Here is a 25,509-nt window from a genome sequence, read left to right as displayed (position 1 = left end):
CTAGGGGAAAGCGGGCGTCGCGGGCAAGTCGCGACGGCTATAGTGCCAGCCGGAAGAAGCGATTGTGCGGGCTGGGGCGATAATCGGCGAAGGCGCCGCACGGCACGAACCCGGCGCGCGTGTAGAGCCTGACCGCGGCGTCGTAAGCAGGCGTCGTTCCCGTCTCCAGGTACAATGCGGCCAAGCCCAGCGCGCGTGCTTCCGCGACGATCGCCGACAGGATCGCATGCCCCGCTCCGTGGCCGCGCGCGGCGGGCGTGCTGCGCATCGACTTCACTTCTCCCGTCGTCTCGTCCAGCCGTTTCAACGCGCCCATGCCGGCGAGCGTGTCGCCCTCCCACGCGGTGAAGAAGGTGACGTCGGGCCCGACAAGCGCCGCGCCGTCAAGCGCGAAGGAGAAGCCCGCGGGCGTGCCGGCACGCTGTTCCGCGACATGCGCGGCGAGCAGCGGCGCGACGGCGGGATTGACGGGTGTGTCACGACGTACCTGCACTTGCGCGCCTCGCTCCCAGCGTGTTGTGTAGCGGTGTATCGCACCCCGGTGCGCGAACAAGCACGGAGAGGACGCACATGGCAGTGAAGCACAGGACGTTGATCCACGACGGCCCGGGTGGCCGCTTCGAAGGCGTTTTCGCGTGGGACGACGTGGTGTCGGGGGCGCGTCCCGGCGTGCTGGTGATCCCCAACATCCTCGGCCAGAAGGAGGAGGACAATGCCAAGGCGGAGGCGCTCGCCGCACTCGGCTACGCCGCCTTCGCGTGCGACGTCTACGGCCAGGGCAAGCGGACGCAGCGCGGGCCGGAGGCTTCGCGCTACATGGATGAGATGAATGCCGATCGGGGGCTGCTGCGCGATCGGCTCGATACAAGCCTGTCGGCGCTGAAGGCGCAGTCCGAGGTCGACGCGGCGAAGACCGCCGCGATCGGCTTCTGCTTCGGTGGCAAATGCGTGCTCGACATGGCGCGCAGCGGGCTGGACATCCTGGGCGGGGTCAGTTTCCACGGTGTCTACGATCGCCCCGGTTACGACAATGTCTTACCGATCGCGGCCAAGCTGTTGATTTGTCACGGCTGGAACGATCCGCTCGGCAAGCCAGAGACCGTGGTCGCGCTGGGGCAGGAGCTGACGGGAAGCGGCGCCGACTGGCAGATTCACGCGTACGGCAACGCCGGCCACGCCTTCACCGACGCGAACATGAAGGGCTCGACCATCCCCGGCGTCGCCTACGAGGAACGCGCCGATCGCCGCAGCTGGCAGGCGATGCAGAACTTCCTGACCGAGGTGTTCGCATGAAGACGCGCGTGACCGAGATGCTGGGGATCGAGAAACCGATCATCCAGGCAGCGATGGGCTGGATCGCGCGCGCACCCCTGTCGAGCGCGGTGTCGAACGCGGGTGGCATGGGGATCATCGAAACCTCCTCGGGCGAACTCGACGTGATCCGCGGCGAGATCGTCAGGATGCGCGACCTCACCACCAAACCGTTCGGGGTCAATGTCGCGCAGGCGTTCGTGCGCGACCCCGGCATCATTCAGTTCGTGATCGATCAGGGCGTCCGTTTCGTCACCACCTCGGCGGGCGATCCGATGAAATATACCGCGATGCTGAAGGCCGCCGGGCTGACGGTCTTTCACGTCGTCCCCAATCTCGCGGGTGCGCTGCGCGCGGTCGAGGCGGGGGTCGACGGGCTGATCGTCGAGGGTGGCGAAGGCGGCGGGTTCAAGAATGCAAAGGACGTGTCGACGATGGTGCTGGTGCCGCAGGTCGTAGCCGCGGTGAACGTCCCCGTGGTGGCCGCTGGCGGGATCGTCGACGGCCGGTCGATGGCCGCGGCGTTCGCGCTGGGCGCGGAGGCCGTGCTGATGGGCACGCGCATCCTGTCGGCGACCGAGTGCCCGGTGCACGACAATTGGAAGCAGGCGATCATCGACGCCGACGCGACCGACACCTTGTTCCTCAACCGTGCAGGCCCTGGCCCCGCGCTGCGCGCGCTGCGCACGCAGCGCACGACCCGGATCGAGGAAGAAGGGACGCCCAGCATCTTCGGCGAATTCGCCAACACGCGCGCGGTCTATTTCGACGGCGACCTGGAGGCAGGTATCGCGCTGACCGGTCAGGTCGCGGGCCGGATCGACGCGGTGAAGCCGGTCGCCGACATCTTCGCCGAAACGATGGCGGAATATGACGAGGTGGTCGCCGCGCTGCCGCGATGACCGCCCCGCCCCGCCGCGATCATCGCACGGTGCGCAGGATATCCTCGAACTCGTCGCGGATGTCGTCGGGGGCGCTCCGCAGCAGCACCTGCAACCGCTCGCGGATCGCGTCGGTCTGGCGGCTGTCGGACATGCTCGCCATCGTCCAGCCGCTAAAGATGCGGCGCGAGTCGTATTCGTCGTGAAGCGTCCGAACCTCGCCGTGGCGCGGGTCGGCGCTGATCCGTGAAAAGACGTGCTCGATCGCCTCGGGCGTCCCTTCCAGCACCTGCAGGAAGCGGCGGCCGTCGGAGAGGAGTATCCCCGAGATACCGTTCAGCCCGTTGTTTGCGCGGGACTGACGCAGAATATCGATCTGCATGTCCTCGTCGGTCCGGGCGGTGGCGATGCTGGAATAGACGATGCGCCGGAAACGCGCATCTTGGCGGTCACTCATTCCTGCGCCGATAGCTAATCCATGTTACCAAGTCGAGACGATCAGCGCGTCGCGGCAGCCCGATGGTGGCGAATTACCTCGTCGATGATGAACCGCAGGAATTTCTCGGAGAATTCGGGGTCGAGCTCGGCGTCGAGCGCCAGTTGGCGTAGCCGCGCGATCTGCTGCTCCTCGCGCCCCGGATCGGCGGCGGGCAATCCGCTCGTCGCCTTGTGCCGCCCGACCGCCTGCGTCACCTTGAACCGTTCCGCCAGCAGGCAGACGAGCGCGGCATCGATGTTGTCGATGCTCTTGCGGTAACCCTTCAGCACGTCGTCGGTCATGCGGCCCTCCGTGCCCCGTGTCGCGCAGACGCGCGCGGGTCGCAAGGTCGATCGCGACTTGCCTTGCCCCGGCGTCCGCTCGTACACGCGCGGGGAGATGAGTGCATCGATCCACCGGCTCTCGGGCCGCACCCCTTCGCTCGATCCGATGGTCGATCTGGTCACCGCGGACATGAACGCGGTCAACACCGTGATCCTCGACCGGATGCAGTCGCAGATCCCGCTGATCCCCAAGCTCGCGGGGCATCTGATCGCGGGCGGCGGCAAGCGGATGCGACCGATGCTGACGCTCGCGAGCGCGAAGCTGATCGGATACACCGGCACGCGTCACCACCGCCTCGCCGCGGCGGTCGAGTTCATCCATACGGCGACGCTGCTCCACGACGACGTCGTCGACGGCTCGGACCTGCGCCGCGGCAAGCGTACCGCCAACATCATCTGGGGGAACCCCGCGAGCGTGCTCGTCGGTGACTTCCTGTTCAGTCGCAGTTTCGAGCTGATGGTCGAGGCCGACAGCCTCAAATCGCTCAAGATCTTAAGCCACGCGTCCGCCGTGATCGCAGAGGGCGAGGTCAACCAATTGACCGCGGTGCGCCGCGTCGACCTGGGCGAGGACCGCTACCTCGACATCATCGGCGCGAAGACCGCCGCGCTGTTCGCCGCCGCCTGCCGAATTTCGGCCGTCGTCGCGGAGCGGCCCGACGCGGAGGAAGAGGCGCTCGACGCCTATGGCCGCTACTTGGGCATCGCGTTCCAGCTCGTCGACGACGCGATCGATTACACGTCGGACGCGGGCACGATGGGCAAGGACGCGGGTGACGATTTCCGCGAAGGCAAGGTGACGCTGCCCGTCATCCTCGCCTACGCGCGCGGGTCGGCAGAGGACCGCACCTTCTGGAAGGACGCGATCGAGGGTCGCCGTTCGAGCGACGCCGATTTCGCACACGCGATCGAGCTCGTTCGCGCTACCCGCTCGGTCGACGACACGCTCGCGCGCGCACGCCACTACGGGCAGCGCGCGATCGACGCGCTCGGCCCGTTCGCGGGCGGGGCGGCGAAGGACGCGATGGTCGAGGCGGTCGAATTCGCGGTGGCGCGGGCCTACTAACGACGCTGCCTGGCGTCGTAGCGGCGGACTACACCCGCCGCTCGTCGGCTAGGCCGCACCCCGCCGCGCCGGTTTCGACCTGGATCGTCGCGTGGCCGATCCCGAAGCGGTCGTGCAGCATTTCCTGAACGCTGTGAAGGAAGGCGTCGCCGGGATGTCCGGCGGGCAGGCAGAGATGCGCGGTCAGCCCCGGCTCGGTCGTCGACATCGGCCAGATGTGCAGATCGTGCACCTCGCTCACCCCCGGCAGCTCGACGAGTGCAGAGCGGACCCCGTCATAGTCGATCCCGCGCGGCACCGCGGCAAGCGACATCTCGATCGTCTCACGCAGCAAGCCCCACGTCTGCCAGAAGATCACGCCCGCGATGACCAGGCTGACGAGCGGATCGATCCAGCCCGCGCCCGTTGCCCAGATGACGATCCCAGCGACGACCACGCCTGCCGAAACCAGCGCGTCCGACAGCATATGGAGGAACGCGCCGCGGATGTTGACGTCGCCCTTGCGCCCGCGCGCGAACAGCCACGCGGTGACCGCGTTGACCGCGATCCCGCCCGCCGCGACCGCCGCGACCGACAGGCCCGGGACGCGCGGCGGCTCGGCGAAGCGCTGCACCGCCTCCGCCGCGATCGCACCGAGCGCGACCAGCAGCAACAGCGCGTTGGCGAGCGCGGCGAGGATCGTCGACCCCTTCAGCCCGTAGGTGAACCGCTTCGACGGCGGCGTCCGCGCGAGCGCCGCGCCGCCCCAGGCGATCGCGAGGCCCAGCACATCGGACAGATTGTGCCCCGCATCCGCCAGCAGCGCGACCGAGCCGTAGAGCCAGCCCGCAACCGCCTCGACGATCAGATAGGCGAGGTTGAGCCCGATGCCGATCGCGAACGCGCGATCCCACCGCTCCGGCGGGGTCGCGTGCGCGTGCCCATGCGAATGCCCGTGTCCGTGCGCGTGACCGTGTGAGTGCCCATGCGAGTGACCGTGATGATGCCCGTGACCCATGCGGCGCGCGTTAGCGCAGCGATTGCAGGTGATACTAGGACAAGTGCACGCAATCAGCCGTCGAGCGACGATGCCGCCGGCAGCCGCAATCGCACCAGCAGCCCGCCCAGATCCTCGCTCTCCTCGAGGCTGACGGTGCCGTCGTAGATTTCGGCAACGTCACGGACGATCGCGAGGCCCAATCCCGTCCCCGGCTTGCCCGAATCGAGCCGAACGCCGCGATCGAAGATGCGGACACGGTCCGCCTCGGGAATGCCCATCCCGTCGTCCTCGACCTGGATCTCGACGAAGCGCGAATGCGCGCCGACGGTCACGAAGACGCTGCCCCCGCCGTATTTGGCGGCATTCTCGACAAGATTGCCCATGATCTCGTCGAGGTCCTGCCGCTCGATATGCGCGACCAGATCCTTGGGGCCGTCCATGTCGACGCGGACGTGCGGGTAGAGCCGGCGCACCGCGCGCTCGACCGATTCGACGCTCGGCCACACTTCGGCGCGGCTGTGCGCGGAACCGCGCCGCCCGACCGCGCGCGCGCGAGCGAGATGGTGATCGACCTGCCGCCGCATCGTGCGCGCCTCACGGATGACGGTGTCGGACAGATCGTCCGAATTGGCGGTCGCGGCGTTCATGATGACGGTCAGCGGCGTCTTGAGCGCGTGCGCGAGATTGCCCGCGTGCCGCCGCGCTTCCTCGGCCTGCCGCTCGTTGTGTTCGACCAGCGCGTTCAGCTCGTCGATCATCGGCAGCACCTCGACCGGCATGTCGCCTTCGACGCGATTGGCCTTCCCCGCGCGCATCCGCGCGATCGCCAGCCGCACCCGCCGAAGCGGCAGCAACCCGTAAAAGGTCTGCAAGGCCGCAAGTGCAACGAGCCCGATCCCGAGCAGCAGGAAGCTGCGGATCAAGGTGCGGCGCAGGATCGTGATCTGCGCGTCGAGCGCCTCGCGACTGGAGGCGACCTGGAAACGCCAGCGCACGGGCGACCCGGGCAGCTTCACATCCTGCTCGACGACGCGCAGCTTCTCGTCCTTGAACTGGCGGCTGTCGTAGCTGTGGACGCTGCGGTCGTTGTGCGGTTGGCCGTAGGCGAGCTGGCGATCCCATAATGAACGCGATGGCCACGTCTCGTGTCCCGGCGCGGACACCTGCCAGTACAGCCCTGAATACGGCTCGAGGAAGCGCTGGTCGGCAGGCTCGCGGTTGAACGTCACCTCGCCCGCGGTGTCGATCTCCGCCGACACCAGCAGCGAGCGCAGCACGTAGCCGAGTTGATCGTCGGCGTTGCGCGTGACCGCCGCGACGAGCACCCGGTCGAGCGCGAAGCCGCCGCCCGCGAGCAGGATCGATATCCACGCCGCCGCAATCAGGATCATCCGCCGCGACAGCGAACCCTGCGTACGCCGCCGCACACTCACCTCGTCGCGCCCCGGAACCATCTCGTCGTGCGCCGGTTCAGCCGCGGACAGGAGGAACGACCATGAAGAACGGTAGAAACGTACCCGCCATCATCGTCGCGATCCTCGGTGGTGTGCTGATTTCGATGATGTCGGGGATGCTGCTTGCATCCTACGCGGTCGCAGGTGTCACGCCGAACTACCTGCCGACGCCTTCGGTCCACAGCGCCCGCGTCGTGCGTGACGAGCACGATACATTTGCCGGCATGACCACCGTACAGCAGATCGCCGAGCGGGTCGACGCCGCGCACGCGGGTGGGCAGGAGCTGTAACCGCGGCGCCATGCGTCAGGCGTCCGGGTCCTCCAGGCTGTAGCCCAGCCCGCGGATCGTGGTGATGACGTCCTGCCCCAGTTTCTTGCGAATTCGGGTCACGAACACCTCGATCGTATTCGAGTCGCGATCGAAATCCTGATCGTAGATATGCTCGATCAGCTCGGTACGGCTGACCACCTTGCCCTTGTGATGCAGAAGGTAGCTGAGCAGCTTGTATTCCTGTGCGGTCAGCTTCACCGGCTCGCCCGCGCGGGTCACCTTGCCGCTGCGCGTGTCGAGCCGCACGTCGCCCGCGGTCAACTCAGATGAGGCATTGCCCGATGCGCGGCGGATCAGCGCACGCAGCCGCGCGATCAGCTCTTCTGTCTGGAACGGCTTCGCGACGTAATCGTCCGCGCCAGCGTCGAGCCCCGCGACCTTGTCCGACCAACTGTCGCGCGCGGTCAGCACCAGCACCGGGGTGACCTTGCCCTCCTTGCGCCAGCGGTCGAGCACGGTCAGCCCGTCGATTTCGGGCAGGCCGAGATCGAGCACGATCGCGTCGTAGCTCTCGGTCGAGCCGAGGAAATGCCCCTCCTCGCCATCGGTCGCGAGGTCGATCGCGTAGCCCGCACCCTCGAGCGTGGATTTGAGCTGCTGCCCGAGGTTCGGCTCGTCCTCGACGATCAGAACACGCATTCTTGTCTCCCTGCGGCACGTCGGCGACCCGCTTATCGGCGAGCGCCGGGCCAGATCAATGATTACCGGCCGGTCTGCCCCAGCACCTGCCCCGAACGGCCGTCGACGTCGACCCAGATCACCTCGCCGTCGCGCAGGAACTTGAGCGTGTAGACCGCGGACTGCGGATCGAGGTTGAAGCCGATATATTGCGCGCCCTTCATCGTCGGGATCACGCGACGCTCGATCTCCTTGATCGGCAACAACTTGCCCGATCGCGTCGCACGCCACGCGAACGCACGCTCGCTCTCCTGATCGGCGGGAGCCGCGATCGCGGGCGCGGCGGCGGTCAGCAGCAAAAGGGCGGGCACCATCTTCACGAGGGGTGGCATAGACACAATGGATTGAACACCCTGTGAATGACGCGGTCAGCGGTCGGTAACTTGCCCGGTCGCGGTCTGTTCCCTAGGTGCGCGGGCATGGCAGCACCGATCCTAGCATATGAAGACCTCGGCCTCGTGCAAGGCGCGGGGTGGCTGTTCCGCCACCTCGACGTGTTCATCGGGCAACGCGATCGTCTGGCGTTGATCGGGCGCAACGGTGCCGGAAAATCGACGCTGCTCAAGCTCATCGCCGGTGCGATCGACAGCGACGAAGGACGGCGGACGATCGTGCCGGGCACCAATGTCGTCATGCTGGAACAGGAACCGAACCTCACCGGGTTCGAGACGCTGGCCGATTACGTTCTGTCGGGTGACCGCGCGCCGGAGGCTTACGAGGCGGAGGCGATCGCGGGGCAGCTCGGCATCGACCTGACCCGTGTCTGCGCGTCCGCCTCGGGAGGCGAGCGGCGGCGAGCCGCGATCGTGCGTGCGCTATCGTTCAATCCCGACGTACTGCTGCTCGACGAGCCGACCAACCACCTCGATCTCGGCGCGATCGAGTGGCTGGAGGAATGGTTGAACCGCTTCACCGGCGCGTTCGTCGTCATCAGTCACGATCGCACGTTCCTGACGCGGCTGACGCGGCAGACCTTGTGGCTGGAGCGCGGATCGCTTCGCCGGAACGAGGTCGGCTTCGGCGGCTTCGACGCCTGGACAGAAGCCGTCTACGCCGAGGAGGAACGCGCCGCGCAGAAGCTCGACGCCAAGCTGAAGCTCGAGGAGCACTGGCTCCAGCGCGGTGTGACCGGTCGCCGCCGCCGCAACCAGGGGCGGCTCACCAAGCTGAAGGAGATGCGCGCCGAGCGCGCGGCGATGATCGGGCCGCAAGGCGCCGCCGCGCTGTCGGTCGGCAGCGACAACGTCAAGACCAAGGTCGTGATCGACGCCGAGCACGTCTCGAAGTCGTTCGGCGACCGCGCGATCATCCGCGACCTGTCGTTGCGTGTCACGCGCGGTGACCGGATCGGCATCGTCGGCAGCAACGGCGCGGGCAAGTCGACGCTGCTCAAGCTGCTGACCGGTGAGCTGCAACCCGACGCGGGGACGGTCAAGCTCGCCAAAACGCTCGACGGCATCGTCATCGATCAGCAGCGCAGCCTGATGGCGCCCGAGAAAAAGGTGCGCGACGTGCTCGCCGACGGGGGTGAGTGGATCGACGTGCTGGGCAACCGCAAGCACATCCACGGTTACCTGAAGGAATTCCTGTTCGACCCCAACATGGTCGACGCGCGCGTCGGTACGCTGTCGGGCGGCGAACGCTCGCGGCTGCTGCTCGCGCGGGAATTCGCACGACCGTCGAACCTGCTCGTGATGGACGAGCCGACCAACGATCTCGATCTAGAGACGCTCGATCTGCTCCAGGAAGTTATTGCCGACTATGACGGCACCGTGCTGATCGTCAGCCACGACCGCGATTTCCTCGACCGCACCGTGACCGTCACGCTCGGGCTCGACGGCACCGGTCACGTCGACGTGGTCGCGGGCGGCTACGAGGATTGGGTCGCCAAGCGCCGACCGCGCGTGGAGGCGAAACGCGTCGCCGCCAAGACGAACGCGGTGCCGCCTTCCCCCCCTCCTTCGCGCGCGAAGCTCAGCTACAAGGATCAACGCGACTTCGAGCTGTTGCCGCGACGGATCGAGGAGATCGACAACCAGATCGCGGGCAAGGAAGAATTGCTCGCCGACACCGGGCTCTACGTGCGCGACCCCGCCGGGTTCGACCGGCTGATGCGCGAGATCGCGGCGCTGCGCGACGAAAAGGACGTAGCGGAGCTGCGCTGGCTCGACCTCGCCGAACAGGTCGAGGCGCTGGGCTAGGCTAGAGCGCGCGGCCCTCGCGTCCGGCGAGGTCGACGACATATTGCCACGCGACCCGGCCCGAACGGCTTCCGCGCCGCGTCGCCCATTGCACCGCGTCGGCCGCGTCGAACGGCAGCGCGTGCGCCGCGGAATAGCCGCGCACGATGTCGAGGTAATGATCCTGATCGACGACGTGGAAGCCCAGGCTCATGCCGAAGCGATCGGCGAGCGCGAGCTGGTCGTCGGCAACATCGCGCGCATTCACCGCGCGCTCCTGCGCGCCCATGTCGCGCGGCACGAGGTGGCGCTGGTTCGAAGTAACTACCAGTCGCGCGTTCGCCGGTCGTGCTTCCGCCCCGCCCTCGAGCAGTGAGCGCAGCGCGCGCGCATCCCCGACCGCGTCGAAGCCGAGGTCGTCGATGAACAGCACGAACGCGCGCCTGACCGCCGCGATCGCATCGAACAATCGCGGCAGCGTATCCAGCCGATCCGCGGAAACCTCGACCAGCGCGAGCGCGCCGTACGCCGCCTGCACCGCCGCGACGCTCGCCTTGACCAGCGCCGACTTTCCCGTTCCGCGCGCGCCCCATAACAACACGTCCTGCGCGGCGTATCCGGCGGCGAGCCGCTCCAGATTGGCGACCAGCGCGGCCTTTTGCGCGTCGACGCCGCGCAGCAGATCGAGCGGCAACGGGGAAAAGTCACGCGCCGCGATCAGTGCATCCTCGCGCCAGACATAGGCAGGATGGGCGAGCGGATCGGCGGCGGCGGGCGGCGGCGGGCTCAAGCGCTCGAGCGCGGCGGCGATCCGGATCATGGCGTCGTCCATCGTGCCGCTATAGGGCGCGGATCGAACGGCTCAAACGCTAGCGTGGCAGTGCCGAAAGCAGTCTCATAGCCGCCACCCGTTCGCCGAATGCCGGATCGCGCAGAGCGAGCGCGATCGATTGCCGTGCCTCTGCCGCGCGGCCGGCATCCGCGAGCGCCTGCGCATGGTGCCAGCGTATCTCCGCCTGTTCCGGTGACAGGCGCACGGCCTTGGTGAGCAATTGCAGCGCACCGTTCGTATCGCCGGCGGCAAACAAGGCCGCGCCGTACGCGTCACTCGCGCCCGCGTTCATCGGCGACAGGCGATAAGCGGCACGCGCGAACGGTATCGCCGCCCGCGGATCACCCGCCCGGGTGTAGGCGCGCGCGAGCTGGGTCAGCACCAACGCGTCACCGTCGCCGATCTGCGTGCGCAACCGCTCGAGTGTAGCGACCGCGCCGCCATTATCCCCGGAGGCGAGCTGGACGTTCGAGAGCAGCCGCCGCGCGATCACCGACGACGGGTTCTGCGCGAGGTAGAGCGCGAGCGCGTCCGCCGCTCCCGCACGATTGCCGGTCTGCGCCCATGCCTCCACCAGCCGCAGTAGAACAGGCTGGTCGAAGCGCAGGTCCGCCGCGCGCGCGTAGGCGTCGCCTGCCCGCGCGTATCGACCCCCGGCCGCCAGCGCGTCGCCCAGCAGCAGTTGCGCAGGCGGCGCGCCGGGTGACGCGCGCGCGATCGCCTCGCTTCGTGTGATGGCGGTCGCGACGTCGCCGCGCTCGATCAGGCCGCGGATGTTGTCGACCGCGGCGGCCGGATCGCTCGGCGCGTCGGCGACCGCTTCGGCGAGCACTCCCGGATCGTCGTCCTGACCGAACGGTGCCGCGCGAACGGCAGGCGCGTGTGCGGCGCGGTCGAGGAAGCGCGCTGCCCAGTCGCGCTCGCCGCGCGCTTCGAACGCGCGCGCGACCAGCGTCAGCGTGTAGGTGTCCGCGTCGTCACGGAGGGCGAGCGGGCGCAGCGCGTCGAGCGCCCCCTTCGCATCGCCCGAGCGCAGTAGCGCCGCGCCGAGCAGCCGCCGCGCGACCAAATTCATCGGTTGCGCGCCGATCAACGCCTGCCATTTGACCGCCGCCTGCTGGTAGCGTGCACTGGCATAATCGATCGCGCCCGACAGCAGCAGACCACCGGGCAGTCCATCGAGCCCGCCACTGCTCTGATCGAGCAGATCGCCTGCGAGCGACAGGTCGCCTGCACGCGCCGCGATCACCGCCAGCAGGTACAGGGCCTGCGGATCGCCGGGCCGTGCGGCGAGCGCGCCGCGTGCGGCCGCGATCGCCTCCCTGGCGCGCCCGATATCGCCAAGCGTCCCCGCATATTCGATCAGCGCGCGGTGGTAATAAGCGTCGCGGCGGAGCGCCGCCTCGAACCACGGCAGCGCAGCGACGAGACCGTATTGGCTGCGTACCAATTCCCCGCGCAGCACCAGCGCGGCGAGATTGTTCAGATCGAGCGCGAGCGCCCGCTGCGCCGCCACGTTCGCGCCACCGACGTCGCCGTTGTCGAGCCGAATGCGCCCGAGGTCTTGCCACGCCCCGGCATCGCGCGGGAACCGCGCGACGGTTCGTTCCAGCAGCGCGATCCCCCCGGCCCGGTCGCCCTGCACGGCGAGCGCGCGCCCCTTCGCACGTTGTGCGATGGCGCGGTCTCGCTCGCCTGCTTGATCGGCCTCGACGATCGCGCCCGCCGCGTCGTCCTGCAGCAGCAGGGCCATCGCTCGCAGTCCGTGAAGTACGGTCGCGGGGGCCCCCGCACCGCGCGCGCGGTCGATCGCGCCGCCCGCCGCGACGCCATCCTCGAGCAGCAGATAGGCCTTCGCGAGCGCGATCAGTGCCGTCGTGTTGTCAGGCTCGGACCGAACCGCCGCGATGAAGTCGTTGCGTGCGGCGGAATAATTGGCGCGCGCGAGCGCCGCCCGACCACGCGCGATCGATACCGCGGCATCGGGTGCGTCAGCTCGCCGCGCTACGTACGCGATCGCGATTGCGATGCCTGCGAGCAGAGCGATCGCCGCACCGATCCGTATTCTGCGAGAGCCGATCACCCCCGCTACCCGCCGCAACCACGCGCCCCGCCGCCGCTTGCGCCGTCCGCGCAGCAGCGGGTAGGTCGCGGGTTCGTCAAGCATGCAGATCGTAGCTCTTCAGCAGGTCGTAGAGGGTCGGACGGCTGATGCCGAGCAGCCGCGCAGTGCCGGAAATGTTGCCGTCGGCCTGCGCCAGTGCGCGGGTGATCGCGCTACGATCGGCGCGCTCGCGCGCAGCGCGTAGGTTGATCGGCAGCGCCTCGGGGGATCCCGGCAGGTCGAGGTCGGCGGCGGTCAGGTACTTGCCCTCGGTCATGATGACCGCCCGCTTCACGCGATTTTCCAGCTCGCGCACGTTGCCGGGCCAGTTCCACGCGTCGATCGCGGCGACCGCGTCGGGGCTCAACCCCTGCACGGCCGGGTTCAGCGCGCGCCGGTGCTGGTGGACGAAATGCCGCGCGAGCAGCGCCGCGTCGCCGCTTCGTTCGGCGAGCGTTGGGATGCGAACGACGATCTCAGCCAGGCGATAGTAGAGATCTTCGCGAAAGCGGCCCTTGGCGACCATCGCATCGACGTCCTGGTGCGTCGCACAGACGATCCGTACGTCGACCGGGATCGCGCGGCGCCCACCGATCCGCTCGATCACGCGTTCCTGAAGGAAGCGCAGCAGCTTGACCTGAAGCGCGAGCGGCACATCCCCGATCTCGTCGAGGAACAGCGTGCCGCCGTTCGCCGACTCGATCTTGCCAGCGGTGGTCTTGACCGCGCCGGTGAACGCGCCCTTCTCGTGCCCGAACAGCTCGCTTTCCAGCAGCGTCTCGGGGATCGCCGCGCAATTGATCGCGACGAACGGCGCGTCGCGGCGCGGGCTCGCTTCGTGCACGCCGCGCGCGAGCAATTCCTTTCCTGTCCCGCTCGCCCCCAGCAGCATAACCGACACGTCGGCGGGCGCGACGCGCTCGATCGTCCGCGTGACGCGCAGCATCTCGGGCGCGGCGGTGATGAGGCCGCCGAGGCCGCCGCTCGCCTCACCACGCGCGGCGAGCCGCCGGTTCTCCGCCTCCAGCGCATGGACGTGAAACGCGCGCGCGACGATCAGCCCCAGCGCGTCGATGTCGATCGGCTTGCTGTAAAAGTCCCAGGCGCCCCCCGCAATCGCGGCCAGCGCCGCCTCGCGCGCGCCGTTGCCCGATGCGACGATCACCTTGGCGTCGGGCTTTAGCGCGAGAATCTCGGCAAGCGCGCGCAGTCCTTCGCTGGCGCCGTCGGGATCGGGGGGAAGTCCGAGATCGAGCGTCACGACCTGCGGTTCTGAAGCACGCACCGCGTCGATTGCACTGGCGCGGTCGCCTGCGACGACGACGTCATAGCCTTCATACGCCCACCGCAACTGGCGCTGCAGCCCCGCGTCGTCCTCGACGATCAACAGCGTCTTCGTCTCGGTCATGCTGCCTGTTCCAGAACGGTTGCGGCCCGCAGCGCGACACGAAACGCACTGCCCTCCCCTTCACGCGACGCGACCGTGACGCTGCCCCCCATCTGCTCCGCCATCTGTCGCGCCTCATACGCCCCGAGGCCGAACCCGCCCGGTTTGTCCGATACGAACGGGCGGAACAGGCGGTCTCGCACGAAGGCGGCGGTCATGCCGCATCCGCGATCAATGACCGTGACGATCGCTTGCGCGTCGACCTGTTCGACACGTAATTCCACCGCCGTCCCATCGACGCTCGCCTCGATCGCGTTCTGCACTAGATGCCCCAGCAGCGTATCGAGCGCCTCGGGATCGGCGATCGCGAAGGTATCGGCGCCGCTGACGGTTACCGGATGCTGCGCCGCCCGCGCAGCGGCGACGCGTTCCGCAACGCGCCGCAAACTGGTCGGCTGCACGCCCCCGCCACTGCCGATCTGACGCTGCGCGAGGCGGCCGAGCAGCGCCGTCATGCGCTGCGAACTGTCTTGCAGCGTCGCGATCATGTCGGCGCGGAATGCCGGATTGTCGGCGTGCCGCTCGGCGTTGCGCGCGACCAGCGCGGTCTGACTGACCAGATTTTTCAGGTCGTGCATGATGAAGGCGAAGCGCCGGTTGAATTCATCGAACCGCTGCGCGTCCGCCAATGCCGCGTGCGCGCGTTCCTCGGCAAGGTAGCTCGCCGCCTGCCTGCCCGCCGCGCCGAGAAGATCGAAATCCTCCCAGTCGAGCGCGCGCGTGACCGGCGGGCGCGCTAGCACGATTGCGCCGATGAGCACGCCGGCGCGGAGCAGCGGGACAACCGCCCACGCATCCTCTCGCGCGATTAGCCAGTCGGGCAAGGCGGTGATCTCCTCTGACGGTGCCTCCCCCAGCCGGCACGAATCGAGGTCGACGATGCGCGCAGTGCGGGTGAGATAGTCGACCAGCGCCTGCGGCGCGGCTTCGGGGGGTGCATCGTCCCACCGCCACGCGGGACCGGCGACCAGGCATTCGCGGTCCACGTGCAGCAGCAATCCGGCGGGTGATGCCGTCAGGTCGGCAACCGCTTTGATGACGCGCGTCGGTAATGGCTGAACGTCGTTGCCCGACACACCCAGCGTATCGGTGAAGCGCATCCACTCGGTTCGGTAATCGTAGCGGTGCGTGAACAGATGCTTGGCGATCATCACCTTGGTCCACGCACGCAGCCACGGCGTCATCAGCAGTGTAAGCAGCGCCGTGCCCGTCCCGACGACGAAAGCCGCCTGCACCACCCGCGCGTGCGTGCCCGCGACCTGCCCAATCAGCGCGGTCATCGAGATCGCCACGACGACATAGGCCGCGCCACCCGCGAGGACGATCGTCTGCGCGGTCGCGCTGCGCGACACACTGAGCCCGCGACCCGCGGGCCGCTGCACCGCGATCACCGAGGCCATCGCGACCAGCACGGTGGCCAGTCCGCGAATTGTCGTGAGCCATTCGGCCCAGTCGCCTGCGGCATAAGCGACAACGAGAACGACGAGGTCACTCGTCCACATCACCCCGATCGCGGTCGCGAGCATCGATGCCGCCCCGACCTGTCCCTCGGCCCTCGTGATCACGTAGCGATGGAGCAACAGCAGGGCGGTGATCGTGGATAGCAGTCGCAGCAACAACCACGCGCGTTCCGCCGCCTGCTGCGCCTCGATCGAGGGCAGCGTCGAACCGGCGATCGTTACCACCCCGGCGAGCAACGTGCACGCGGCGACCGCGCCATAGGCACCGTGACGCCAGCGTCCCCCGCTCGCATTCGATCGCGACAGGACGAACAGCACCGCCACCCACGCGACGTTGCGCAGGACAAGCATGACCCGCACCGGCGTTTCACCGTCGCCGATACCCGCGACGCTCAATGCCCATAATCCGCTCGCACCCAGAGCAAGCAGGAGCAACCCGCGCGGCGCGATCGACGATGCGCGCCGCGCTTCGATCGCGAACGCGCCGCAGAAAAGCAGCGCGGCAAGGCCATGGAGCCAGATGTTGAACGCAGCGCCCGTCACGTCAGCGTGCGCCCTCGGGCCACAGCACGACCCGCAACGTCTGCAGAAGAATCAGCAGATCCAGAAAGGGCGAGTAATTCTTGGCGTAATAGAGGTCGTATTCGAGCTTGTTGCGCGCATCCTCAGTCGAGGCACCGTATGGATAATTGATCTGCGCCCATCCGGTAATCCCGGGCTTTACCATGTGACGCTCGGCGTAGAAGGGCAGCTCGCGCTCGAGGTCGGCGACGAATTGCGGGCGTTCGGGGCGCGGGCCGACGAAGCTCATCTCGCCCTTCAGCACGCTCCAGCATTGCGGCAGTTCGTCGATGCGCACCTTGCGAATCCACTTCCCGATCCGGGTGATGCGCGGGTCGTCCTCCGCCGCCCAGATCGCGTTGCCCGCGATTTCGGCATCCTGCCGCATCGAGCGCAACTTAAGGATGTCGAACGGCTGATTATACAGGCCGACACGGCGCTGGCGGTAGAAGGCGGGGCCCGCGCTCTCCAGCTTGATCGCGACGGCGGTGACGATGATGACGGGGAGCGCGACGGACAGCATCAGCAGGCTGACCGCGACGTCGAACGCGCGCTTGAAGATCGTCGACAGCATCCGCCCCGAGGAGAAGCCGTCTGAGAAGATCAGCCACGACGGATTGACGCTGTCGAGGTCGATCCGCCCCGTCTCGCGCTCGAGGAAGGTTGAATAGTCCATCACGCCGACGCCGGTCGTCTTGACGCGAAGCAGATCGCGCAGCGGCAGCGAATTCCGCCGCTCCTCGATCGCCAGCACAACCTCGGTAGCGTCGAGCGCGAGGACGTGGTCGGACAGATTGCTGATCGCGTCGCGCCCGATCGCGCCGGGAATGGCGGAGTTTGGCTCACCCATCGCAACGTTGCCGACGATCTTGAAACTCGCACGCGGCCGCACCGCCAGTTCGGCCAGTTTCGTCGCGCGCCGGCCCGCACCGAGCACGAGCACGCGGCGCCGCAGCGCATCGCCGCTAATCAGGCTCCCGATCGCGAAGCGGATCGCGACCAGCCCCGCGATCGCGAAGATCATTCCGAAAAACAGGTTCGACCGCCAGAAGGTGACCGACGGAACCAGAAAGAACAGCACCGACAGGAAGATGACGCCCAGCGACACCGCGACGAGCAACCGCGCCGTCGCGAAGCGCCACGATTCAAACGCGTGGACGCCGTAGGCACCGACCGCGACCATCGCGATCTCGAGCGGCAGCGCGAACGACAACAACTGCGGAATGCGCGTCGTGACGGCGCCCGCGTCCATACCGATCTGCCAGGCACGCACCTGCCAGCCCGCTTCCGCCGCGAGCAGCAGGAGGATGAAATCGAGCAATCCCAGCAGCAAGGCCGCATTGGGTACGTAATGTTTGAATACCCGCGTCATGAAGGCGCTCGACCCTGCGTTGTAAGCCTTTCCGACATGCTTTCGCGGAAATTGGCAAAGATTCCCTGAATGCGGGAGCTTTGTCCCGCTACGGTCGTTGCGCAGGCGTTGCCGCATGAGACGACAGCGGGGGGTTCAAGGAGAAAATTATTGTCCGTTATCGTGCCGGTCATCCTGTCCGGCGGCTCGGGAACGCGCCTGTGGCCGATGTCGCGACCCGAGCGTCCCAAACAGTTTCTGCCGCTGACCGCCGCCGAAACGATGCTGCAATTGACCGCGGCGCGGGCGCACGGCGACGCATTCGCAGCGCCGATCGTCGTCGCCAATGCGTCGCACGCCGACGAGGTCGAGACGCAACTGTCCACACTCGACGCGGCACCGCAGGCGATCATCCTAGAGCCCGCCGGGCGCAACACCGCCCCGGCGATCGCGCTTGCCGCACTGGCGACCGACGGCAAGGCGCCGTTGCTGGTGATGCCGTCCGACCATGTCATCCGGGACCGCGACGCATTCCACGCCGCGATCCACGCCGCGCTGCCGCTTGTCGAACAGGGCTGGCTGGTCACGTTCGGGATAACGCCCGACGCGCCGGAGACGGGATACGGTTACATCAAGGTGGGCGAGGAGGTTGCCGCGGGCGTCCACCGTGTTGCCCGCTTCGTTGAAAAGCCGCAGCGTGACGTCGCCGAAGCGATGATCGCGACCGGCGACCATGTGTGGAACGGCGGTATCTTCCTGTTCTGCGCCGACGCGTACCTGAACGCGCTGGATCAGTTCCGCCCCGACATTCTGGCGGCGGCGCGTGCGTCGATGGCGCAGGCGCGTCACGACGGCGTGCGGCTTTATCCAGATGCCACGGCATTCGAGGCATCGCCGTCGGACTCGATCGATTATGCGGTGATGGAGAAGGCGGAACAGGTCGCCGTCGTCCCCGTCGCGATGGGGTGGAGCGACGTTGGCAGCTGGGATGCGCTGCACCAGATTGCCGACAACGACACGCACGGCAACGTCGTCAACGGTGACGCGATCGTGCTCGACAGCCGGAACTGCCTGGTGCGCAGCGATGGCGCGCGGATCGCGATGGTCGGGGTGGAAGACCTGATCGTCGTCGCGAGCGGCAACGACATCCTGATCCTACCGCGCGGCCGCAGTCAGGACGTCAAGTTGTTGCAGGAAGAGATGAAGCGTAGGTGACCGTTTGGGCGTGGCCGGTGCTCAGTGCACCAGCCATGCCCAGCAAGCCGCGAGCCCCGCGCAGCCGAGCAGGAACTGCGGACCGCGCAGGGTCGCGAAATAGGCCGGGGCATTACCCCGCCGCCCGGCACGGCGATCGAGGAGCGCGACGAATGCGTAACCGACCGCGAGCAGCGCGAGCGCGATCGACGCCCGCGGGACGATCAGCGACAGGCCCGCAAGCGAGAAATAGGACAGCGCAGCAGCGATCTCGGTCGGCTTCGACGCCGACGGATTGCCGAAGCCGTAACCACGCCGGACACCGGCGACGAAGGCGAGGATAAGCGCGCCCCAGATGATGGCGCAGTTGAGCGCGATCAATTTCCATTCGCCGGGCAGCACCCACGTGCCGATGCCGGCAGCGACGAGGGGCAGCATGGGACCGAAGCCGAGGATCTTGCCGTCCAGGGGAATACGTGTGCTCATGCGCCGCCGAACGCACGAACGCGCGTTCAGTCGCGCGCGAAAATCTCGTCGTGCGGGATCGACAGGTTGAGGGCGGGGAGGTCGATGGCACTGCGGGCGAACAATGTCTCGATCCAGTTGTCTTGGCCACGCTGACCGACCGACACGGTTTGCGCCGCCGGATCGATGAAAGCGATCGTCGAGATGCTGTCCAATTCACGATATTCGGCACGCTTCACACGTAGATCGACGTCCCGTGTCGATGGTGACAGGATCTCGATGATGACGCGCGGGTTGCGCAGTACCTTGTCGGTATCCTGATCACTGCTCATACCGCAATCGATCGTGACATCCGGGTAGCGCACCCCGCGTTCATGGGTCTGGACTGCCATGTCGGAACCGTATGGCCGGCAACCCGATCCCCTCAGCGCCACGCGAAGATAGGCGAGAACGTTCGCCTGAATGCGTGCATGGTCGCGCGTGCCGCCCGCCATCATGCGGATCACGCCATCGTCGAGTTCGGCCCTCAGGTCGGCACCGAAGTCGATCTGGAGAAATTCCTCGGCGGTCAATAACCGTTCGGATGGTTCGGTGGCCATGACGCCAGAATACGCCTGATGGTCCAACAAAAGAAGGGCCGGCGGATTGCTCCGCTCGGCCCTCTTTTCGGTAGGCTGGCAGCGGCGGAGCCGCTGCTGGATGTCGGACGGGTTCGGCTTGGTGCCGACCCGCCGGCCGATCCGGTGCGAGTCCCCGACCAGCAGCGCTGGTCGGGGCCGCAGCCGGATCAGAAGTCCATGCCGCCCATGCCGCCCATGCCGCCGCCCGGCATCGCCGGCGCTGCCTTGTCCTCGGGCACCTCGGAGACGGTCGCCTCGGTGGTGATGAGGAGGCCGGCGACCGAGGCTGCGTTCTGCAGCGCGGTGCGCACGACCTTGGTCGGGTCGATCACGCCGGCCGAGACCAGGTTCTCATAGGTGTCGGTCGCGGCGTTGAAGCCGAGCGAGGTGTCGTTGCCGTCGAGCAGCTTGCCCGAGACCACCGCACCGTCGTGCCCTGCGTTCTGCGCAATCTGGCGCACCAGCGCGGTCAGCGAGCGGCGGACGATGTCGATGCCGCGCGTCTGGTCCTCGTTCGCACCCGTCAGGCCGTCGAGCGCCTTCGACGCGTAGAGCAGCGCCGTGCCGCCACCGGGGACGATGCCTTCCTCAACCGCGGCGCGGGTCGCGTGCAGCGCATCGTCGACGCGGTCCTTGCGCTCCTTCACCTCGACCTCGGTCGCACCGCCGACCTTGATCACCGCCACGCCGCCGGCGAGCTTCGCCAGACGCTCCTGGAGCTTCTCGCGGTCGTAGTCGCTGGTGGTGTTCTCGATCTGCTGGCGGATCGCCTCGGTACGGCCCTTGATCGCGTCGGCTTCACCCGCACCGTCGACGATGGTGGTGTTGTCCTTGTCGATCGAGACGCGCTTGGCGGTGCCGAGCATGCCGAGCGTGACGCTCTCGAGCTTGATGCCGAGATCCTCCGAGATCACCTCGCCCTTCGTCAGGATCGCGATGTCCTCGAGCATCGCCTTGCGACGATCGCCGAAGCCCGGTGCCTTGACCGCCGCGACCTTCAGGCCGCCGCGCAGCTTGTTGACGACGAGCGTGGCGAGCGCCTCGCCCTCGATGTCCTCGGCGATGATCAGGAGCGGACGGCCCGACTGGACGACTGCTTCCAGGATCGGGAGCATCGCCTGCAGGTTCGACAGCTTCTTCTCGTGGATGAGGATGTACGGGTCGTTGAGTTCGACCGTCATCTTGTCCGGGTTGGTGATGAAGTAGGGCGAGAGGTAGCCGCGGTCGAACTGCATGCCCTCGACGACGTCGAGTTCGAAGTCGAGACCCTTTGCCTCCTCGACCGTGATGACGCCTTCCTTGCCGACCTTCTCCATCGCCTCGGCGATCTTCTCGCCGACTTCGCGGTCGCCGTTGGCCGAGATGATGCCGACCTGCGCGACTTCCTGGCTGCCCGAGACGGGCTTCGAACGCGACTTCACGTCGTCGATCACCTTGGCGACGGCGATGTCGATGCCGCGCTTCAGGTCCATCGGGTTCATGCCGGCCGCGACCGACTTCATGCCCTCGCGCACGATCGCCTGGGCGAGCACGGTCGCGGTGGTGGTGCCGTCACCGGCGGTGTCGTTGGTCTTCGAGGCCACTTCGCGCACCATCTGCGCGCCCATGTTCTCGAACTTGTCCTTGAGCTCGATTTCCTTGGCGACCGTCACACCGTCCTTGGTGATGCGGGGCGCACCGAAGCTCTTGTCGATCACGACGTTGCGGCCCTTCGGCCCCAGCGTCACCTTCACCGCATCGGCGAGGATGTCGACGCCGCGCAGGATGCGCTCACGCGCGTCGCGGCCGAATTTCACGTCCTTGGCTGCCATGTTGGCTACCCTTTCAGTTGGATTGGAAAGTCACAAAAGTCACACCCCTACGCATGTGCGCGCGCGGGGTGCGACGAACCGGTGAATCAGCCGACGATCCCGAGGATGTCCGATTCCTTCATGATCAGCAGGTCTTCGCCGTTGACCTTGACCTCGGTGCCCGACCACTTGCCGAACAGGATCTTGTCGCCTGCCTTGACGTCGAGCGGGGTGATCGTGCCGTTCTCGGCGCGCGCCCCGGTGCCGGCGGCGACGACCTCGCCCTCCTGCGGCTTCTCCTTGGCGGTGTCGGGGATGATGATCCCACCGGCCGTCTTCTCTTCCGCCTCAACGCGGCGAACGAGAACGCGGTCGTGCAACGGACGAAAGTTCATTGCTGTAACCCTTTTCGATTGGTGACACTTTTTTGGCACTCGACCAAAGCGAGTGCCAGCGGGACGGCATATGTGGGGCGTCCCGTGGAGCGTCAATGGGGACGCGGCGCGTTTTCGGAACCTTTTTTCAGGCCGGGCGTGGGCGGAGCAGGCCGAGGCGATCGCGCGCGCTCCACCGCCACAGCAGCAGTACCGACACGACCAGCAACCCCGCCGCGAGCCCGATCCAGATGCCCGTCCCCGCGAGCGGGGTCGCGAAGCCGAGCACCGCCGCGGTGCCGAAGCCGACGACCCAGTAGCCGAACAACGCGACCAGCATCGGCACGCGCGTGTCCTGCACCCCGCGCAGAGCCCCTGCCGCGACCGCCTGCGCGCCGTCGACCAACTGGAACACCGCCGCGACCGCGAGATAACGGAGCGCGAGCGGCACGACCGCCGCGTTCTGCGCGGCATCGACGTCGATATAGGCGGAGATGAACAGGCGCGGCGCGAGCCACATCGCGAACGCGCTCACCCCCATGAAGCCGATGCCGAGCGCGAGCGCGGTGTGCCCTGCCCGCGCGACCCAATCCGCGTCGCGCGCGCCGAACGCGAGGCCGACACGGATCGTGGCGGCCTGCGCGACGCCGAACGGCACCTGGAACGCGACCGCGGCGATGTTGAGCGCGACGGCGTGAGCGGCGACCTCGGTCACGCCGATCAACCCCATCAGGATCGCGGCACCACCGAACAACGCGCCTTCGAACAGCCAAGTGAGCATGATCGGCACGCCCAGCCGCACGATCTCGCGCGCGCGGCTCCATTCGGGGCGCCACCAGCGGCCGAACAGGCGGTAGCGGCGCAGGCGGCGATCGATCGCGAAGATCATCAGATAGGCGACCAGCATCCCGGCGGTGCTGACGACGCTGGCGATCGCGGACCCCTCGAGCCCCAGCCGCGGAAAACCGGCGTTGCCGAACACGAGCAGCCAGTTGACGAGCACGCTCAGGCCGAGCGCGAGCCCCGTCACGACGAACGCCCAGCCGGGGCGACCCAATGCCGCGGCGACGGTGCGCAGCACGCCTGCGACCACGCCGGGGATCACCGCGAGCAACAGGATGTCGAGGAAACGCCCCGCCTGCATCGCGACGCGCGGGTCCTGGTCGGCGAGCAGCAGCAGCCGCTCGCCGTTCGCGAGCACCGCCATCACGAGCAGCGACGCGGCGACGCCGACCCACAACGCCATGCGGACGCTGCGCCGGACCTCGCGCACCGCGTGCGCGCGCTGCCCCAGTTCGGCGGCGATCAGCGGCGCGGCGGCGCTGGTCAGCCCGATCACCGCGTAGAGCAGCAGGTTGAACAGGAACACGCCCATCGTCGCCGCGGCGAGTTCGAGCGTGCCGAGCCGCCCGACGAAGATCACGTCGACCGCCGCCACCGCCATCTGGAGCAGATTGGCCGCGACGAGCGGCGAGGCGAGCCGTGTGAGCGCGACCAGTTCGTCGCGCCAGCCGGCGGGGCGCGGCTCGTCGAGCGGCGCGGGGGTGGTCGGACCGGCGTGCATCGCGCCGCCGTTAGGCGGTTCGGCGCGCGTTGACCATAGAAGCGTATTGCTCAGGCGATACACGGCGCGCTAGACCGGGCGCAGCGGGCGTCTCGCCCGGAGAGGTTCACGTTATGAAGCTGGTGCGCGCATGAAATTGGTGAGGGGCGCCTGGAAATTGCTGGTCGGGATCAAGGACGCGCTGGTGCTCGTCCTGATGCTGCTGTTCTTCGGCGCATTGTTCGCGGCGCTGAACGCCCGCAGCGGCGCACCCGCGATCAAGGAGGGCGCGCTCGTCCTCGACCTCGACGGCCCGATCGTCGAGCAGCCCGAGGACGTGACGTTCACCCAGCTGGTCAGCGGCCAGCAGGTCGGGCGGCAGTACCGGCTGCGCGACATCGTCCGCGCGCTCGACACCGCGAAGAGCGACGATCGCGTCAAGGCCGTGGTGGTCGACCTGGAGCGGTTCGGCGGCGCCTATCCGGCGGCGCTGGGCGAGGTGGCGGACAAGCTCGCCGAAGTGCGCCGCGCGGGCAAGCCCGTGCTCGCCTGGGGCATCGCCTACACCGATGGCGGCTATCGCCTCGCCTCGGCGGCGAGCGAGATTTGGATGGACCCGCAGGGCGGCACGCTGTTCGCCGGCCCCGGCGGCACGCAGATGTATTACAAGGGGCTGATCGACAAGCTGGGCGTCAACGCGCACGTCTACCGCGTCGGCAAGTTCAAGTCGGCGGTCGAACCCTATATCCGCGCCGACCAGAGCCCCGAGGCGCGCGCCGCCTCCGAAGCGCTGTACGGCGGGCTGTTCGAGCAATGGCGGACGTCTGTCCAGCAGGCGCGCCCGAGGGCGCAGATCGCCGCGATGCTCGCCAATCCGGCGCAGATCGTCCAGGCCGCCGGCGGCGACGTCGCGCAGGCCAATCTGCGCGGCGGGATCGTCGACCATCTGGGCGACCGCGTCGCATTCGGGCGCCGCGTGGCGCAGATCGTCGGCGGCGACGACAAGAAGACCGCGGGCTTCTTCAACAAGATCGACTATGACGCCTATGTCGATGCCAAGCCGTGGGCGAAGACGGGCAAGATCGGGATCGTCACGGTCGCCGGGAACATCGTCGACGGTAAGGCGGGCCCCGGCACCGCCGGCGGCGACACCGTGTCGGAGGCGATCTACAAGGGATTGGCGAAGAACGACCTGAAGGCGATCGTCCTGCGCGTCGACTCGCCCGGTGGTTCGGTGTTGGCGTCGGAGAAGATCCGCCTCGCACTGCTGGAGGCAAAGCGGCGCGGATTGCCGATCGTCGTGTCGATGGGCGGGCTGGCTGCATCGGGCGGTTACTGGGTGTCGACGCCGGGCGACGTGATCTTCGCCGAGCCGAACACGATCACCGGTTCGATCGGCATCTTCGGCGTGATCCCGACGTTCGAGAACACGCTGGCGAAGGTTGGCATCACCAGCGACGGGGTGCGTACGACGCCGCTGTCGGGGCAGCCCGACGTGTTCGCGGGCACCAACCCGGTAATCGACGCGGTGATCCAGTCGACGATCGAGCACGGTTACATGCAGTTCCTGACGCGCGTGTCACAGTCGCGGCACCTGCCGATCCAGCGCGTGAACGAGATCGGCCAGGGTCGCGTCTGGCTGGGCGGCACCGCGCGCCAGCTGGGTCTCGTCGACCGGTTCGGATCGCTGTCCGACGCAGTGGCGGAGGCCGCCAAGCGCGCCAAGGTCGAGCCGACCGACGTCGTCTATCTGGAAAAGCAGCCCGGTTTCGCCGCCACGGTCGCGAAACAATGGAACCGTGACGAGGACGACGACGCGAGCGCGGGCCTGGACGTCGTGTCGCGCATGGCGTGGCAGCAGCGGCAGGCGGCAGCGCTCGCGATCGGCGACGCGCGTCGCCTCCTGTCGGGCTCGGCGGTGCGCGCCGAGTGCCTCGAATGCGCGGGGTCGGGACCGATGGTCGCGCGCGCCGGTGATCTGAGCTTGCTCAACCTGTTGCTCGCCAAGCTAGGGCTGTGATCCGGCCGGCTCCACGCGGCGGCCGCGTCGCGTGGAGCCGAACCC

Annotated in this window: 24 protein-coding genes; 7 read left to right on the top strand and 17 right to left on the bottom strand. The window is 67.9% G+C overall.

Annotation, left to right across the window (positions count from 1 at the left end; genetic code table 11):
- Positions 1–37 precede the first annotated feature (37 nt).
- Complete coding sequence (locus tag KZ810_RS03530) at positions 38–493, bottom strand: GNAT family N-acetyltransferase (protein WP_219767579.1); 456 nt, start codon at positions 491–493, stop codon at positions 38–40.
- 77 nt (positions 494–570) lie between these two features.
- Between KZ810_RS03530 and KZ810_RS17165 the strand changes: the two genes are divergently transcribed.
- The gene (locus tag KZ810_RS17165) at positions 571–1,293 is read left to right on the top strand and encodes a dienelactone hydrolase family protein (protein ID WP_258044320.1); all 723 of its coding nucleotides are present in this window, start codon (positions 571–573) and stop codon (positions 1,291–1,293) included.
- On the top strand, positions 1,290–2,213 hold the full coding sequence (locus KZ810_RS03525; RefSeq protein ID WP_258044319.1) for an NAD(P)H-dependent flavin oxidoreductase: 924 nt from the start codon (positions 1,290–1,292) through the stop codon (positions 2,211–2,213). Before KZ810_RS17165 ends, KZ810_RS03525 begins: the two co-directional genes overlap by 4 nt.
- Positions 2,214–2,232: 19 nt before the next feature.
- Here the strand turns inward: KZ810_RS03525 and KZ810_RS03520 are convergent, their stop codons facing one another.
- Both KZ810_RS03520 and KZ810_RS03515 read right to left on the bottom strand, forming a co-directional pair.
- Complete coding sequence (locus tag KZ810_RS03520) at positions 2,233–2,649, bottom strand: BLUF domain-containing protein (protein WP_219767577.1); 417 nt, start codon at positions 2,647–2,649, stop codon at positions 2,233–2,235.
- Positions 2,650–2,690: 41 nt separating this feature from the next.
- Positions 2,691–2,972, bottom strand: coding sequence for a chorismate mutase (locus KZ810_RS03515; protein WP_219767576.1), 282 nt, complete (start codon positions 2,970–2,972; stop codon positions 2,691–2,693).
- A gap of 97 nt (positions 2,973–3,069) precedes the next feature.
- Between KZ810_RS03515 and KZ810_RS03510 the strand changes: the two genes are divergently transcribed.
- Positions 3,070–4,080, top strand: a complete 1,011-nt coding sequence (locus KZ810_RS03510) for a polyprenyl synthetase family protein (RefSeq protein ID WP_219767575.1) — start codon at positions 3,070–3,072, stop codon at positions 4,078–4,080.
- Positions 4,081–4,108: 28 nt separating this feature from the next.
- Here the strand turns inward: KZ810_RS03510 and KZ810_RS03505 are convergent, their stop codons facing one another.
- Entirely contained in the window at positions 4,109–5,077 is a 969-nt protein-coding gene (locus KZ810_RS03505; RefSeq protein WP_219767574.1) for a cation diffusion facilitator family transporter, read from the bottom strand.
- Between the two features lie 53 nt (positions 5,078–5,130).
- Positions 5,131–6,450 (bottom strand): sensor histidine kinase, encoded by a 1,320-nt coding sequence (locus tag KZ810_RS03500; protein ID WP_219767736.1) that lies wholly within the window; start codon positions 6,448–6,450, stop codon positions 5,131–5,133.
- A 104-nt stretch (positions 6,451–6,554) separates the two neighbouring features.
- Between KZ810_RS03500 and KZ810_RS03495 the strand changes: the two genes are divergently transcribed.
- Positions 6,555–6,803, top strand: a complete 249-nt coding sequence (locus KZ810_RS03495) for a hypothetical protein (RefSeq protein WP_219767573.1) — start codon at positions 6,555–6,557, stop codon at positions 6,801–6,803.
- 15 nt (positions 6,804–6,818) lie between these two features.
- Here KZ810_RS03495 and KZ810_RS03490 read toward each other — a convergent pair whose 3' ends face one another.
- Both KZ810_RS03490 and KZ810_RS03485 read right to left on the bottom strand, forming a co-directional pair.
- A complete protein-coding gene (locus KZ810_RS03490; RefSeq protein ID WP_093003085.1) occupies positions 6,819–7,484 on the bottom strand; it encodes a response regulator transcription factor in 666 nt (221 codons plus the stop codon).
- A 62-nt stretch (positions 7,485–7,546) separates the two neighbouring features.
- Entirely contained in the window at positions 7,547–7,855 is a 309-nt protein-coding gene (locus KZ810_RS03485; protein ID WP_219767572.1) for a hypothetical protein, read from the bottom strand.
- Between the two features lie 87 nt (positions 7,856–7,942).
- Here KZ810_RS03485 and KZ810_RS03480 point away from each other — a divergent pair, with 87 nt between their 5' ends.
- Positions 7,943–9,724, top strand: coding sequence for an ABC-F family ATP-binding cassette domain-containing protein (locus KZ810_RS03480; protein ID WP_219767571.1), 1,782 nt, complete (start codon positions 7,943–7,945; stop codon positions 9,722–9,724).
- Position 9,725: 1 nt separating this feature from the next.
- Here the strand turns inward: KZ810_RS03480 and KZ810_RS03475 are convergent, their stop codons facing one another.
- The 5 genes from KZ810_RS03475 to KZ810_RS03455 are packed head-to-tail and all read right to left on the bottom strand — an operon-like array spanning position 9,726 to position 17,479.
- Positions 9,726–10,535 (bottom strand): ATP-binding protein, encoded by an 810-nt coding sequence (locus tag KZ810_RS03475; protein WP_219767570.1) that lies wholly within the window; start codon positions 10,533–10,535, stop codon positions 9,726–9,728.
- A 37-nt stretch (positions 10,536–10,572) separates the two neighbouring features.
- A complete protein-coding gene (locus KZ810_RS03470; RefSeq protein ID WP_219767569.1) occupies positions 10,573–12,702 on the bottom strand; it encodes a tetratricopeptide repeat protein in 2,130 nt (709 codons plus the stop codon).
- On the bottom strand, positions 12,695–14,047 hold the full coding sequence (prsR, locus tag KZ810_RS03465; protein WP_219767568.1) for a PEP-CTERM-box response regulator transcription factor: 1,353 nt from the start codon (positions 14,045–14,047) through the stop codon (positions 12,695–12,697). The genes KZ810_RS03470 and prsR overlap by 8 nt, the downstream gene beginning before the upstream one ends.
- Positions 14,044–16,089, bottom strand: coding sequence for an XrtA/PEP-CTERM system histidine kinase PrsK (prsK, locus tag KZ810_RS03460; RefSeq protein ID WP_219767567.1), 2,046 nt, complete (start codon positions 16,087–16,089; stop codon positions 14,044–14,046). The genes prsR and prsK overlap by 4 nt, the downstream gene beginning before the upstream one ends.
- A 1-nt stretch (position 16,090) precedes the next feature.
- Positions 16,091–17,479, bottom strand: a complete 1,389-nt coding sequence (locus KZ810_RS03455) for a TIGR03013 family XrtA/PEP-CTERM system glycosyltransferase (protein ID WP_219767566.1) — start codon at positions 17,477–17,479, stop codon at positions 16,091–16,093.
- Between the two features lie 162 nt (positions 17,480–17,641).
- On the opposite strand from KZ810_RS03455, the gene KZ810_RS03450 reads away from it, so the two are divergent.
- Complete coding sequence (locus KZ810_RS03450) at positions 17,642–18,673, top strand: mannose-1-phosphate guanylyltransferase/mannose-6-phosphate isomerase (protein WP_373369137.1); 1,032 nt, start codon at positions 17,642–17,644, stop codon at positions 18,671–18,673.
- Between the two features lie 21 nt (positions 18,674–18,694).
- On the opposite strand, the gene KZ810_RS03445 is transcribed toward KZ810_RS03450, so the two are convergent.
- From KZ810_RS03445 to KZ810_RS03425, 5 genes are all read right to left on the bottom strand, one after another.
- Positions 18,695–19,138: a DUF3429 domain-containing protein gene (locus KZ810_RS03445; protein ID WP_219767564.1), complete on the bottom strand. Its 444-nt coding sequence runs from the start codon at positions 19,136–19,138 to the stop codon at positions 18,695–18,697.
- A 26-nt stretch (positions 19,139–19,164) separates the two neighbouring features.
- Positions 19,165–19,743, bottom strand: a complete 579-nt coding sequence (locus KZ810_RS03440; RefSeq protein ID WP_258044316.1) for a Uma2 family endonuclease — start codon at positions 19,741–19,743, stop codon at positions 19,165–19,167.
- A 161-nt stretch (positions 19,744–19,904) separates the two neighbouring features.
- Positions 19,905–21,548 carry a chaperonin GroEL gene (gene groL, locus KZ810_RS03435; RefSeq protein ID WP_219767563.1) on the bottom strand — a complete coding sequence of 548 codons (1,644 nt, stop codon included), beginning with the start codon at positions 21,546–21,548 and terminating at the stop codon, positions 19,905–19,907.
- Between the two features lie 86 nt (positions 21,549–21,634).
- The gene (groES, locus tag KZ810_RS03430) at positions 21,635–21,922 is read right to left on the bottom strand and encodes a co-chaperone GroES (protein ID WP_174191974.1); all 288 of its coding nucleotides are present in this window, start codon (positions 21,920–21,922) and stop codon (positions 21,635–21,637) included.
- Between the two features lie 127 nt (positions 21,923–22,049).
- Positions 22,050–23,465, bottom strand: coding sequence for an MATE family efflux transporter (locus tag KZ810_RS03425; protein WP_219767562.1), 1,416 nt, complete (start codon positions 23,463–23,465; stop codon positions 22,050–22,052).
- A gap of 130 nt (positions 23,466–23,595) precedes the next feature.
- Here KZ810_RS03425 and sppA point away from each other — a divergent pair, with 130 nt between their 5' ends.
- On the top strand, positions 23,596–25,464 hold the full coding sequence (gene sppA, locus KZ810_RS03420) for a signal peptide peptidase SppA (RefSeq protein WP_219767561.1): 1,869 nt from the start codon (positions 23,596–23,598) through the stop codon (positions 25,462–25,464).
- Positions 25,465–25,509: the final 45 nt, after the last annotated feature.

This window comes from Sphingomonas citricola (assembly GCF_019429535.1).
Lineage (GTDB): Bacteria > Pseudomonadota > Alphaproteobacteria > Sphingomonadales > Sphingomonadaceae > Sphingomonas > Sphingomonas citricola.
This window is presented reverse-complemented; position numbering and strand designations above follow the sequence as displayed.